Origin of the sequence: Rhodococcus sp. Leaf247, from assembly GCF_001426185.1 — a bacterium.
Taxonomy (GTDB): Bacteria; Actinomycetota; Actinomycetes; order Mycobacteriales; family Mycobacteriaceae; genus Rhodococcoides.
In genome coordinates this window covers 631,856-643,524 of sequence record NZ_LMRP01000002.1, presented here as the reverse complement: position 1 = coordinate 643,524, position 11,669 = coordinate 631,856, and the positions used below count along the sequence as shown (strand labels likewise).

The window sequence follows — 11,669 nt, the reverse complement described above, 5'->3', positions numbered from 1 at the left end:
AGTGAGGGTTCCTTGTTCCCCGTAGACCGTCCCCGGCGACTGCGTCGTACCCCCGCGATCCGCCGGTTGGTGGCGGAGACGTCGCTCGAACCGCGGCACCTCGTGCTGCCGATGTTCGTGGCCGACGGCCTCGACTCGCCGCGGGAGATCAGCTCGATGCCCGGCGTCGTCCAACACACGCTGGACTCGCTGTCCGCTGCGGCGGACGAGGCCGTGCGTGCGGGCGTCGGCGGGCTGATGCTCTTCGGCGTTCCGCGTCCGGAGGACAAGGACGGGCAGGGGTCGATGGCCTCGGATCCCGACGGCATCCTGAACAAGGGGCTGCGTCGACTCCGGGACGACCTCGGCGACACGACCGTGCTGATGGCCGACACGTGTCTCGACGAGTTCACCGACCACGGTCACTGCGGGGTGTTGGCGAGCGACGGCAGCGTCGACAACGACGCGACCCTGGTGCGCTACGTGGACATGGCTGTCGCGCAAGCGGAATCGGGTGCTCACCTCCTCGGCCCCAGCGGCATGATGGACGGGCAGATCGGCGCGATCCGCGAGGGCCTGGACACCGCCGGATTCGCCGACGTGGGTCAGTTGGCCTACACGGCGAAGTACGCGTCGGCTTTCTACGGCCCGTTCCGCGAGGCCGTCGGCTCGACGCTCCGCGGTGATCGCCGGACGTATCAACAGGACTCGGCCAATCGACGCGAGTCGATGCGCGAACTCGACCTCGACATCGCCGAGGGCGCGGACATGGTGATGGTCAAGCCCGCCATGAGCTACCTCGACATCCTGCGCGAGGTCGCCGACGCGTCGCCCGTGCCCGTCGCTGCCTATCAGATCTCGGGGGAGTACGCGATGATCACCGCCGCCGCGCAGAACGGATGGATCGATCGCGACGCGGCGATCATGGAGTCCGTCACCAGCATCCGCCGAGCGGGTGCCGACATCGTGTTGACCTACTGGGCCACCGAGATCGCGACGCGGCTGTGAACGACAGCGCACCGGGCGGAAACCCGGAGGATCCCCGCTACGACAGTCCACAGGGAAACTGGCAGCAGCAGCCGCAGGGAAACTGGCAGCAGCCGCAGGGCAACTGGCATCCGGAAGGTCTGCCGCCCAGTGCGATGAAGCCCGTCCTGCCCCCGGAGGGCGGGGACGCACCGGTCGACATCGAGACCTCGAGGCACCTCTGGTTCGCCGTGATCGCGCTCGGCGTCGTGTCGATGCTGATCGGCCTGTCGGCGCTGTACTCGGATCGGGACGCATTCCTCGACTCGTTCCTGGCCGACCTCGAGGCGCAGGATCCGTCGCTCGCGCTGCCGCCCGACACCGCGAACACCGTGCTGATCGTGGCGATGGTGATGTCGCTGGTCTTCGCGCTTCTCATCGCCGGCGCCGTACTGCTGGTGGTCCGCAAGATGCGCGCCGGCAAGCTGTGGGCTCGTGCGGTTCTGACGGTCATCGGTGTCGTCATCGTCGTGACGACGATTCCGACGTTGTTCGGCCTCGGGTCCGTCACCGGGCCGATGGCGGTGTTCACGGCGGTTCTCGGAATCCTGCAGGCAGTCGCCGCCGCCGGAGCCGTCTACCTGATGCACCGACGCGAGTCGACGGAGTACTTCCTGTCCAAGCGCGCGCCACGCTGAGCGTCGACACGCCGTAACGGGTGTGACGCAAGTTACAGCTGAGGTATTACTCTGAGAACCGGTCGGATGGTCGGTGATCGGAGAATCGGATGACTCAACGCCCCATCGTCGGGAGTGACCCCGGCGAACGTCGCAACGGTCTCGCAGAGGCCTTCGCACTCCTCCTTCTGACGTCGGCGGTCGTCGTCGTCGTCCTGGTCGTCGCGAGCGGATTCGCGGGCGCCTGAGAAGGCCATCGCCGCAGATAGCGCAGTGTTTTTGCGCTAAACCGACTGGCGTGTATCGTGACCACTGTCACAAGCGTTCGAACAGGTCGGAGACCGCGTTGCCCGCCGATTCCACCCCCGCGTCCTCTGCGGTCGCTTCTCGCACACACGTCGTGCAGTGCAGCAGCAGCCGTCGGGAACTGTGGCTCCTCGCCATCGTCTTCATCACCGGTGTGTTGATGGCCGCCGTCGTTCTGCTCCCGGCCGTCCTCAGCTGACAGGCGTCCAGGCAGGATGGTCCTCGTGACCTTCGACAAGGCGGAGAACGCTCCGCTCGCACGACCCCGTGTCATCACGTACGCGTTCCTCGCCTGGGTGCTCGGCGCCGTTCTGGTCGTACTGCTCGGGCTCATCTCGCTGACGTTCCCGGCCGACTCGCTCCGCACGCAGTTGACCGACACGGGCGGTTCCGCCGACGCCGTCGACAGCGTCATCACGGTGCTCCGGACCATCGGCGTCCTCGAGATCGTCGTCGGTCTCGCTGTCGGATTCCTCGCCGGCCCCACGTGTCGACGCGGTGATCCGCGGTTCCGACGAGCGCTCACCGTGCTGTCCGTGATCTTCGGCGTCGTGTTGCTCGGATCGGTGACGGTAGGATTCGCCATCGTCCCGCTGCTGGCCACCCTCGGCTCAATCTTCCTGTTCGTCGCCTGCGTGCTCGCGTATCGACGCTCCGCTGCCGGATGGTTTGCCGCGTGAGCGAGACGTCGGCGAACACCGTGCTCTTCGCGGAGTACGGCGCCAAGTGGCGGGCGCTGGGCTACGGGCCGGCCTTCTGCCTGCTGGCACTGGGTATCGAGATCTACACCGGACCCGTAGTGCACTACGTTGCCCTCGTGGTGATCGCCGCGGTCCTCATGGCGTTCACGTACGTCCAGATCGTCGCCGCGCGTCGTCACGCCACCGTCATCCTGACGCCCACCACGCTGAGTCAGGGAACCGAGGACGTCGCCGTCGCCGACATCCTCGAGGTCTACCCGGAGCCCGACTACGAGGCCACGGGGAACAAGCTCGAGCGGTGGCAGACCGCGCGAGTGCTGGGGGAGCTGTCCGGCATCCCGCGTAAGCGCACCGGCGTCGGCCTCAAGCTCGCGGGAAACGGCATCGTCCAGGCCTGGGCCAAGGACGAGGAGACGCTGCGCGAGGAACTGCTCGCGCTGGTCGAGGCGGAACGATGATCAGGCGGGCACTGCCGGGCGTCGTCGCACTGGTGCTGCTCGGCGTGGCCGCCGTGCTGTGGTCGTACTCGCGCGTGACCGATACCGTCACCGAGTCCTTCCCCACGACGGGCGACGTCGAGGGGTTCACCATCACGTACGACTCGATGCACGTGGCGGGTCCGTGGATGGGCTTGTCGGTCGTCGCTGCCGCGGTGGCGGTGTACCTGCTGATGCGACTGACGATCCGGCGACCGCGAGACTGATCCTTCTTACCCCCGGGGGGTACATTGGAGGCATGAGCAGTTTCGACCAGGACGACCTTCTCAAGCGTCTACGCCGCATCGAGGGTCAGGTGGCGGGGATCTCCCGCATGGTGGCAGACGACCGCTATTGCATCGACGTGCTGACGCAGGTGTCCGCGGTGACGAAGGCGCTGCAGTCCGTGTCGCTGAAGCTTCTCGACGCCCACCTCGCGGGCTGCGTCGTGGACGCGGCGCGCGAGGGTGGACCCGAGGCCGACGCGAAGGTCAGGGAGGCGTCCGAGGCGATCGCTCGTCTCGTCCGTTCCTGACCCCCGCGAAGGGGCCGTCAGGGCCTAGTCGGCGGTGACGGATTCCTTCACTTCACCGGGCTCGTCGTCGGCGAGCATCGCGGCGCCGAGCAGGGCCTCCGGCACACCGAACGCGTCGATCAGCGTGTGGGCGTGCGGGCGGAGGCTGCGGCAGCGCTCGTTGATGCCGCGCGTCACGGCCTTGGACCGCTCGGTGGAGATGTAGCGGTGCTCGATGAACCACGCCTTGTCCGCGTCGATCGTGGACAGGGCGTAGAGGTCGCACACCTCGCCCAGAAGTTCCTTGGCGTCGTCGTCCTCGCAGTTGTCGATGCCGGCGACGAACGCCTCGAGCACGACGCGATCCACGTGCGCGGTGGCGGCGTGCAGGATGTGGTCCTGCACCGAGTTGAACGCGTCGAACTGGCTCATCTTCTTCGACAAGCCGTTGAGCCGCTTGGCCGCCGTGGAGATCAGGTACTCCTCACGGTCCTCGAACATCGAGATCTGGGTGCCGCGGTTGAAGAGGCTGCCCTCCTCCTCGTTGTCCTGACGGGAGTCGACGAGCGTCTGGATGATCGGCGCGGCGGCGGTGCGCTTCTTGACCACGTCACCGACCGTGCCGGCGGCGAACTTGACCCAGTCGGCGGCACCGAAGGACCGCACCTCGTGCGCGTACGCCGTCAGCAGCTCCTTCGCGACGAGCTGTGTGAGCACCACGTTGTCGCCCTCGAAGGTGGTGAAGACGTCGGAGTCCGCCTTGAGTGCGATGAGCCTGTTCTCAGCGAGGTAGCCGGCGCCACCGCAGGCTTCGCGCGACTCCTGGATGGCCTTGGTCGCATGCCAGGTGTTGGCGGCCTTGAGTCCTGCCGCGCGCGATTCGAGTTCGCGCTGCTCGGTGGGATCGGGATCCTCGGCGCTCTGGATGTCGTGCATCTTCGACACCAACTCGTTCTGCGCGAACTGCAGCGCGAACGACTTGGCGATCAGTGGGAACAGTCGACGCTGATGGACCAGGTAGTCCATGATCGTCACTTCGTCGTCGGTGCCGGGCGCGCTGAACTGCTTGCGCTGCAACGCATATTTGGTCGCGATGGTCAGGGCGACACGTGCTGCGGCGCCGGCGGAACCGCCGACGGTGATGCGGCCGCGGATCAAGGTTCCGAGCATGGTGAAGAAGCGCCGGTTGGCGTTGTCGATGTCCGAGGAGTACGAGCCGTCCTCCGCCACGTCGGCAATCTTGTTCAGCATGTTCTCGCGAGGAACTCGCACGTGGTCGAACATGATGCGGCCGTTGTCGACGCCCGGCAGTCCGCCCTTGTAGCCGATGTCGAACGTCGTGACGCCGGGCAGGTCGCTGCCGAAGTTCTCGTCACGGATCTGGACGACGAAACAGTGGACGCCCTTGCTCTCCGGCTCCTCGCCGGGCCCGGCGGTGATCAGCTGCGCGAACACGGCCGCGTACTTCGCCGATTCCGCGGCTCCGCCGATGTAGTCCTTGCGGGAGGACTTGTCGGGGGTGTGGATGACGAATTCCTGCGTGTCGCGGTCGTACGTCGCCGTGGTGCCGATGGACTGGACGTCGCTGCCGTGACCGGTCTCCGACATGGCGAAGCAGCCGAGGGTCTCGAGGTCGATCAGCGGCTTGATGAACTGCTTGTGGTGCTTCTCGGTGCCGAGGTTCTCGATCGCGCCGCCGAACAGCCCCCACTGGACGCCGGCCTTGACCATCAGCGACAGGTCCGACATGGCGAGCATCTCGATCATGGTCACCGCGGCGCCGATGTCGCCGGTGCCGCCGACCTCCTTGGCGAAGCCCGACTCCGCGGCGCCTGCCGCGGCCAACACACGCAGCTGCTCGAACGCCTTCGTCCGAGCGATGGCGGTGTTCGGCGTGTAGTGCGGAGCGAACTCGTGCCGCTCGAGCTGCTCGCGAGTCTGGTTGCGAACGTCACGCCAGCGGCCGTCGAGCGTGTTACGCAGATGCTTCGCGAGTGCGGTGGCGGAGTCGCTGGTGCCGGTCTCGGTAGTGGTCATACTCGACGGTAACCAAAAGCGGGACCACGTGTGGGCCAGTTGTCAGCGGGGCCACAAATATTCACGCGCGAACTCGCGGATCTTGCGAAACATCACACCGGTCGCGTCCATCGACGCACCCTGAGGGCCGGTTTTCGCGTACGGGCCATCGCTGAAGAGCGAGGCGCCGTTGTCGGAGATCGCCCGCGACATCAGCGAGCTGAACCCGTCGCACTGCTCGACGAGGTGCTCGCGGAAACCGTCCGGCCACGGGTACCGAGCCGGTTCGTGTGGTGCTGACATGGTTCGAGGATATGCCCGATGTAACGCAGATTTAACACTTTCGATCAGCCGATTCTCGAACCCGAGCCGGCCGGGCACATCGACGGCACGGGAACTACCGTGACGCTGTGCTGATCCGCGACACCGTCCCCGACGACCTTCCCGCCATCCTCACCGTCCACAACGCGGCGATCGCCGAGACGACGGCCATCTGGGACGAGGAGCAGGTGGAACTGGCGGACAGGCAGGCGTGGTTCGACCAGCGCACCGGGGCCGGCCTGCCGATCCTGACGGCGGACATCGACGGGCAGATGGCCGGCTACGCCTCCTACGGTCCGTTCCGACCGAAGACGGGCTACCGCCATACCGTCGAGAACTCGGTGTACGTCGCCGACGGCTTCCACCGCCGGGGTGTGGCGACGGCGTTGATGGCCGAACTGATCGAGCGCGCTCGCCTCGGCGACGTCCACGCGATGGTCGCCGGGATCGAGTCGTCCAACACCACCTCCATGGCCCTGCATGCCAAGTTCGGATTCGAGGTCGTCGGGGTCATGCCGCAGGTCGGCGTCAAGTTCGGGCGGTGGCTGGACCTGACCTGGATGCAACTACTACTCGCGCCGTAGACCAGGAAGAGCACTCTCAGTCCTGTGAAACACTGGAGAGGTGACTCCTTCCAGCGGAACCGACACCGGTGTTCCCACCGCCCGATCCGCAGAACTCTTCGCGCGCGCATCGGCCGTCATCCCCGGCGGTGTGAATTCGCCCGTGCGTGCCTTCCACTCGGTGGGCGGCACCCCCCGGTTCATGGCCGAGGCCAGCGGTTACACGCTGCGCGACGCCGACGGGAACAGCTACGTCGACCTGATCTCGTCGTGGGGTCCGATGATCCTCGGACACGCTCATCCCGCGGTCGTCGAGGCCGTGCAGAAGGCCGCCACGACGGGCCTGTCCTTCGGCGCTCCGACCCTCGGTGAGATCGAGCTCGCCGAGGAGATCGTGCGCCGAGTGGACCCCGTCGACGAGGTCCGCCTGGTGAATTCGGGCACAGAGGCGACCATGAGTGCCGTGCGGCTGGCCCGCGGTTTCACCGGTCGCTCCAAGATCGTCAAGTTCTCGGGGTGCTACCACGGCCACGTGGACGCCCTGCTCGCCGACGCCGGATCCGGTGTCGCCACGCTCGGACTGCCGACGTCCCCCGGCGTCACCGGGGCGCAGGCCGCCGACACCATCGTCGTTCCGTACAACGACCTCGACGCCGTCGCGAAGGCCTTCGCCGACAACCCGGGACAGATCGCGTGCGTCATCACCGAAGCGGCCGCCGGCAACATGGGCGCCGTCGCCCCCCAGCCCGGGTTCAACGAGGGCCTGCAGCGTCTGACCCGCGCGCACGATGCGCTGCTGATCATGGACGAGGTCATGACGGGCTTCCGCGTCAGCGCCTCCGGCTGGTACGGACTCGACGGAATCGCCGGCGACCTCTACACCTTCGGCAAGGTCATGAGCGGCGGTCTTCCCGCCGCCGCGTTCGGCGGACGCTCCGACATCATGAGCTACCTCGCACCGGCCGGCCCCGTCTACCAGGCAGGAACGCTGTCGGGTAACCCCGTGGCCGTCGCCGCAGGTCTGGCCACGCTGCGCCACGCGGACGCCGACGTCTACGCCGCCCTCGAGCGTAACTCCCACCGTCTGGGCACCATCCTCGGCGACGCCCTGACCGCGCAGGGCGTGACCCATCGCGTGCAGTACGCCGGCAGCATGGTCAGCGTCTTCTTCTCCGAGGATCCGGTGATCGACTACGCCGGCGCCAAGGCCGCGGACACCTGGCGGTTCCCTGCCTTCTTCCACGCCCTGCTCAGCCGCGGCGTCTACCCGCCGCCCAGTGCCTTCGAGGCGTGGTTCGTCTCCGCCGCCCTCGACGACCGCGCCTTCGAGATCATCGAAGCTGCCGCTCCCCACGCTGCGGCAGCCGCCGCCTCAGCCGAGCAGAAAGCACCGTCATGACCGACGCCACGTCAGCCGAGACCCAGCTCGGCGACCATCCCCACGCCGATACGCGCACGATCGTGCACGTGCTGCGCCACGGGGAGGTGCACAACCCCAAGGGCATCCTCTACGGACGACTGCCCAACTTCCGACTTTCCGTCAACGGTCAGGCACAGGCGCGCAAGGTTGCGGATGCCCTCGCCGGACACGACGTGACGCACGTCGTCGCATCCCCGTTGCAGCGTGCGCAGGAAACCGCGGCGCCCATCGCGTCGGCGTTCGGACTGACCATCGAGACCGACGAGAATCTCATCGAGGCCGGGAACGACTTCGAGGGCCTCAAGGTCGCCGTCGGCGACGGTGCGTTGCGACGCCCCCGTCACTGGCTCAAGCTGCGCGACCCCTTCACGCCGTCCTGGGGCGAGCCCTACCTGCAGATCGCGCACCGGATGTTGGCTGCCGTCAACACCGCGCGCGTCGCCGCCGTCGGGCACGAGGCCGTCTGTGTCAGCCATCAGCTCCCCGTCTGGACGCTGCGCCGTTTCCTGCAGGGTGACCGCCTGTGGCACGACCCGCGTCACCGTCAGTGCGGTCTCGCCTCGCTCACGTCGCTGATCTACGAGGGCGACACCCTCGTCGACATCGTCTACTCCGAGCCCGCGGGGGCGTCGGACCCTCTCCAGACCGGCGCATGAGACCCGCCCGCCTGCTCGCGCCTCTGCTCGTGGTCGCCGCTGCCCTCACGGGCTGCGCCACGGGCAACGACGCGGTGGCTCAGGGCGGCACGTTCGAGTTCGTCTCCCCCGGGGGAAAGACGTCCATCTTCTACGACCCTCCGGCCGACCGCGGAACCGTCGGGAACCTGTCGGGCCCCGACCTGATGACCGAGGGCGCCACGACGTCGCTGTCGGACTACGACGGTCAGGTCGTCGTCCTGAATATCTGGGGACAGTGGTGCGGGCCGTGCCGCGGCGAGGCCGACGACCTCGAGCAGGTCTTCGAGGCGACGAAGGATCAGGGCGTCCAGTTCCTCGGGATCAACGTCCGCGACAACCAGCAGGACAAGGCGCAGGACTTCGTCGTCGACAACAAGGTGACGTACCCGTCGATCTACGATCCGCCACTGCGCACTCTGCTCGCCCTCGGATCGAACTATCCGACGACGGTCATCCCGACGACCATCGTGCTCGATCGTGAGCATCGGGTCGCCGCGGTGTTCCTGACGGAACTGCTGGCGAGCGATCTGCAGCCGGTGGTGGAGCGCATCGCCGCCGAGACACCCGAGGCATCCGATGGGTAGAACTTCCGATGGGTGAGGCGTTCCAGTCCGCGGCGGCGTCGGGACCTCTGTTCCTGGCGTTGGGCGCGTGCGTGCTGGCCGGGCTCGTGTCCTTCGCGTCGCCGTGCGTCGTACCTCTCGTCCCCGGCTACCTGTCGTACCTGGCGGGTGTCGTCGGTGCCGACGCCCCGTCCGTGACGGCCGACGAGGCAGCGACCAAGACGCTGGTCCGTGGGCGCAGTCGCGTCGCGGCGGCCGCGGCACTGTTCGTGCTCGGATTCACGGTCGTGTTCGTCCTGGCGACGGCATCCGTCTTCGGGGCCATCTCCGTGCTGGCAGTCAACCGCGAGGTGCTGCAGCGTGTGGGCGGTGTAGTCACCATCGCGATGGGACTGGTGTTCCTCGGCCTGATCCCCGCGCTGCAGCGGGACACGCGCTTCGAGCCGAAGCGCATCGGGAGCATCCTCGGCGCGCCGCTCCTGGGAGGTGTCTTCGCGCTCGGCTGGACTCCGTGTCTCGGGCCTACGCTGGCGGGTGTCATCTCGTTGACCGCCGGTACCGAGGGGACGACCGCCGCTCGCGGTGTCGTCCTGATCATCGCCTACTGCCTGGGTCTCGGACTGCCGTTCGTGATCCTCGCGTTCGGGTCGGTGAGTGCACTCCGCGGTGTCGGATGGCTGCGCAACAATGCGCGGGCGATCCAGATATTCGGTGGCGTGATGCTCGTGGCAGTCGGAATCGCCCTGGTCACGGGGGCATGGGACATGTTCGTGAGTTGGGTTCGAGACGGCGCGGTCACCGGTGTGACCCTGCCGATCTAGCACCGTCGCACCGAGGACGAGAAAGAGTTCATGAGTACTGATCTGTCAGCCCGCCCGGACGCGGAGGCTCGCCCCCCGAGGCAGTCTCCCGCGGGCCGCGTCGTGGCGGCCGTGCGCAACACGTGGCGTGGGCTGACGTCGATGCGCACCGCCCTGGTGTTGTTGTTCCTGCTCGCTCTCGCCGCCGTGCCCGGTGCACTGTTGCCGCAACGCAGTCTCAACTCGGGCAAGGTCGATACCTACATCGCCAACCGTCCGAGTCTCGGACCGCTGATGGACCGGCTCGAGCTGTTCGACGTGTTCGGCAGCTTCTGGTTCACCGCCATCTACGTCCTGCTGTTCGTCTCGCTGGTCGGCTGCATCCTCCCGCGCTGCATCGATCACGCGAAGGCTCTGCGCACGCCGCCCGTGGCCACCCCGCGCAATCTCGCCCGCCTTCCGCACCACCTGAGTACCGAGGTCGACGCGGATCCCGAGACGCTGATGAACGACATCGAGTCGCGCATGGGTGGGTGGCGCAAGGTCCGGCGCACCGAGGAGTCGGGCGCGCTGACGCTGTCCGCCGAGAAGGGATACCTGCGCGAGGCGGGCAATCTCGTCTTCCACCTGTCCCTGGTCGGTCTCCTGGTGGCCATCGCCGTCGGCAAGCTCTTCAGCTACGAGGGCAACGTCGTGGTGATCGCCAACGACGGCCCCGGCATCTGCACCACCTCGCCGGCACAGTTCGACTCGTTCCGCGCCGGCAACAGCGAGGACGGCACCGGCATGACGCCATTGTGCGTGCGCGTGAAGAACTTCACGGCCGACTACCTCGAGAACGGGCAGGCGGAGCAGTTCACGTCCGACATCGAGTACCAGGCCGGCGACGACCTGGTCACGAACACCTGGCGCCCGGACACCCTGCAGGTCAACCACCCGCTGCGAGTGGCCGGAGATCGCGTCTACCTGCAGGGACACGGATACGCGCCCACGTTCACGGTGACGTTCCCGAACGGCGAGACCCGCACCGAGACGGTCCAGTGGGAGCCTACGGACGGGACGACGTTCCTCTCCAGCGGCGTCCACCGCTTCGACCCGCCCGGTGGTCTGTACCCGGACCCGGACGTGCGCCGTCAGAACCAGATCGCCATCGAGGGGCTGTTCGCACCGACCGCGTTCTTCCACGGCACCCTGCTCTCGTCGAGCTTCCCTGCCCCGAACGATCCGGCGGTGGCCATCGACATCTACAAGGGCGACACCGGCCTCGACACGGGTAATCCGCAGTCGTTGTTCTCGTTGAGCAAGGTCCTGGTCGAGCAGGGTCGTCTGGTCAAGCAGGATCGCGTGAATCTCACGCCGGGGGAGTCGACCACGCTGGCCGACGGCACGCAGGTCCGCTTCGACGGAGCCGAGCAGTTCGTCAATCTGCAGGTCTCGCACGACCCCGCGCAGACGTGGGTGCTGGTGTTCGCGCTGTCCATGATGGCCGGTCTGCTGGTGTCCCTAGTGATCAAGCGGCGTCGGATCTGGGTGCGCGTGACCGCAGGCGACGACCGACGACGTACCGTAGTAGACCTGGGCGGCCTCGCACGCACCGACCAAGCGGGGTGGGGCGACGAGTTCGACCGTCTGTCGACGAAACTCCTCGACTCGCCCACACCCGACAGTGCCCGTACAGGCAAGGAGTGAC

General features: G+C 67.3%; 16 protein-coding genes. 14 read left to right on the top strand and 2 right to left on the bottom strand.

Annotated elements, in window-relative coordinates; all coding sequences use genetic code 11:
* The first annotated feature begins 12 nt into the window (after window positions 1-12).
* The 8 genes from hemB to ASG64_RS12295 all read left to right on the top strand — a co-directional run bounded on the left by hemB (window position 13) and on the right by ASG64_RS12295 (window position 3,640).
* Window positions 13-987 carry a porphobilinogen synthase gene (gene hemB / locus ASG64_RS12325; RefSeq protein WP_056073877.1) on the top strand — a complete coding sequence of 325 codons (975 nt, stop codon included), beginning with the start codon at window positions 13-15 and terminating at the stop codon, window positions 985-987.
* Complete coding sequence (locus ASG64_RS12320; protein WP_056073876.1) at window positions 984-1,643, top strand: DUF5336 domain-containing protein; 660 nt, start codon at window positions 984-986, stop codon at window positions 1,641-1,643. The genes hemB and ASG64_RS12320 overlap by 4 nt, the downstream gene beginning before the upstream one ends.
* A gap of 89 nt (window positions 1,644-1,732) precedes the next feature.
* The gene (locus ASG64_RS21615) at window positions 1,733-1,870 is read left to right on the top strand and encodes a hypothetical protein (protein ID WP_156148837.1); all 138 of its coding nucleotides are present in this window, start codon (window positions 1,733-1,735) and stop codon (window positions 1,868-1,870) included.
* A gap of 98 nt (window positions 1,871-1,968) precedes the next feature.
* The gene (locus ASG64_RS12315) at window positions 1,969-2,127 is read left to right on the top strand and encodes a hypothetical protein (protein WP_156388367.1); all 159 of its coding nucleotides are present in this window, start codon (window positions 1,969-1,971) and stop codon (window positions 2,125-2,127) included.
* 25 nt (window positions 2,128-2,152) lie between these two features.
* Window positions 2,153-2,608 carry a hypothetical protein gene (locus ASG64_RS12310; protein ID WP_156388366.1) on the top strand — a complete coding sequence of 152 codons (456 nt, stop codon included), beginning with the start codon at window positions 2,153-2,155 and terminating at the stop codon, window positions 2,606-2,608.
* Window positions 2,593-3,087, top strand: a complete 495-nt coding sequence (locus ASG64_RS12305) for a hypothetical protein (protein ID WP_056073871.1) — start codon at window positions 2,593-2,595, stop codon at window positions 3,085-3,087. The genes ASG64_RS12310 and ASG64_RS12305 overlap by 16 nt, the downstream gene beginning before the upstream one ends.
* Entirely contained in the window at window positions 3,084-3,332 is a 249-nt protein-coding gene (locus tag ASG64_RS12300; protein WP_042574091.1) for a hypothetical protein, read from the top strand. The genes ASG64_RS12305 and ASG64_RS12300 overlap by 4 nt, the downstream gene beginning before the upstream one ends.
* Window positions 3,333-3,364: 32 nt before the next feature.
* Window positions 3,365-3,640, top strand: coding sequence for a metal-sensitive transcriptional regulator (locus ASG64_RS12295; RefSeq protein ID WP_027504515.1), 276 nt, complete (start codon window positions 3,365-3,367; stop codon window positions 3,638-3,640).
* Window positions 3,641-3,664: 24 nt separating this feature from the next.
* Here ASG64_RS12295 and ASG64_RS12290 read toward each other — a convergent pair whose 3' ends face one another.
* Both ASG64_RS12290 and ASG64_RS12285 read right to left on the bottom strand, forming a co-directional pair.
* The gene (locus ASG64_RS12290; RefSeq protein ID WP_042574090.1) at window positions 3,665-5,656 is read right to left on the bottom strand and encodes an acyl-CoA dehydrogenase family protein; all 1,992 of its coding nucleotides are present in this window, start codon (window positions 5,654-5,656) and stop codon (window positions 3,665-3,667) included.
* 42 nt (window positions 5,657-5,698) lie between these two features.
* Window positions 5,699-5,938, bottom strand: coding sequence for a hypothetical protein (locus tag ASG64_RS12285; RefSeq protein WP_056073869.1), 240 nt, complete (start codon window positions 5,936-5,938; stop codon window positions 5,699-5,701).
* A 107-nt stretch (window positions 5,939-6,045) separates the two neighbouring features.
* Here ASG64_RS12285 and ASG64_RS12280 point away from each other — a divergent pair, with 107 nt between their 5' ends.
* From ASG64_RS12280 to resB, 6 genes are read left to right on the top strand one after another with little or no spacing between them, the layout of a single operon-like run.
* Complete coding sequence (locus ASG64_RS12280; protein WP_042574088.1) at window positions 6,046-6,540, top strand: GNAT family N-acetyltransferase; 495 nt, start codon at window positions 6,046-6,048, stop codon at window positions 6,538-6,540.
* Window positions 6,541-6,580: 40 nt separating this feature from the next.
* Window positions 6,581-7,918 carry a glutamate-1-semialdehyde 2,1-aminomutase gene (gene hemL, locus ASG64_RS12275; protein WP_042574087.1) on the top strand — a complete coding sequence of 446 codons (1,338 nt, stop codon included), beginning with the start codon at window positions 6,581-6,583 and terminating at the stop codon, window positions 7,916-7,918.
* Window positions 7,915-8,595: a histidine phosphatase family protein gene (locus ASG64_RS12270; RefSeq protein WP_056073867.1), complete on the top strand. Its 681-nt coding sequence runs from the start codon at window positions 7,915-7,917 to the stop codon at window positions 8,593-8,595. The genes hemL and ASG64_RS12270 overlap by 4 nt, the downstream gene beginning before the upstream one ends.
* Window positions 8,592-9,200: a TlpA disulfide reductase family protein gene (locus tag ASG64_RS12265; protein ID WP_042574085.1), complete on the top strand. Its 609-nt coding sequence runs from the start codon at window positions 8,592-8,594 to the stop codon at window positions 9,198-9,200. Before ASG64_RS12270 ends, ASG64_RS12265 begins: the two co-directional genes overlap by 4 nt.
* Window positions 9,201-9,208: 8 nt before the next feature.
* Window positions 9,209-10,000 (top strand): cytochrome c biogenesis CcdA family protein, encoded by a 792-nt coding sequence (locus ASG64_RS12260; RefSeq protein ID WP_042574084.1) that lies wholly within the window; start codon window positions 9,209-9,211, stop codon window positions 9,998-10,000.
* A 30-nt stretch (window positions 10,001-10,030) separates the two neighbouring features.
* Window positions 10,031-11,668 (top strand): cytochrome c biogenesis protein ResB, encoded by a 1,638-nt coding sequence (resB, locus tag ASG64_RS12255; protein ID WP_056073865.1) that lies wholly within the window; start codon window positions 10,031-10,033, stop codon window positions 11,666-11,668.
* The last annotated feature ends 1 nt before the right edge of the window (window position 11,669 follow it).

Excerpts from the sequence above, each read along its gene's own strand:
- ASG64_RS12300 (WP_042574091.1), top strand. The coding sequence starts at position 3,084 with ATGATCAGGCGGGCACTGCCGGGCGTCGTCGCACTGGTGCTGCTCGGC.
- ASG64_RS12270 (WP_056073867.1), top strand. The coding sequence starts at position 7,915 with ATGACCGACGCCACGTCAGCCGAGACCCAGCTCGGCGACCATCCCCAC.
- ASG64_RS12295 (WP_027504515.1), top strand. The coding sequence starts at position 3,365 with ATGAGCAGTTTCGACCAGGACGACCTTCTCAAGCGTCTACGCCGCATC.
- ASG64_RS12260 (WP_042574084.1), top strand. The coding sequence starts at position 9,209 with ATGGGTGAGGCGTTCCAGTCCGCGGCGGCGTCGGGACCTCTGTTCCTG.
- resB (WP_056073865.1), top strand. The coding sequence starts at position 10,031 with ATGAGTACTGATCTGTCAGCCCGCCCGGACGCGGAGGCTCGCCCCCCG.
- ASG64_RS12290 (WP_042574090.1), bottom strand. The coding sequence starts at position 5,656 with ATGACCACTACCGAGACCGGCACCAGCGACTCCGCCACCGCACTCGCG.
- ASG64_RS21615 (WP_156148837.1), top strand. The coding sequence starts at position 1,733 with ATGACTCAACGCCCCATCGTCGGGAGTGACCCCGGCGAACGTCGCAAC.
- ASG64_RS12305 (WP_056073871.1), top strand. The coding sequence starts at position 2,593 with ATGGTTTGCCGCGTGAGCGAGACGTCGGCGAACACCGTGCTCTTCGCG.
- ASG64_RS12285 (WP_056073869.1), bottom strand. The coding sequence starts at position 5,938 with ATGTCAGCACCACACGAACCGGCTCGGTACCCGTGGCCGGACGGTTTC.
- ASG64_RS12265 (WP_042574085.1), top strand. The coding sequence starts at position 8,592 with ATGAGACCCGCCCGCCTGCTCGCGCCTCTGCTCGTGGTCGCCGCTGCC.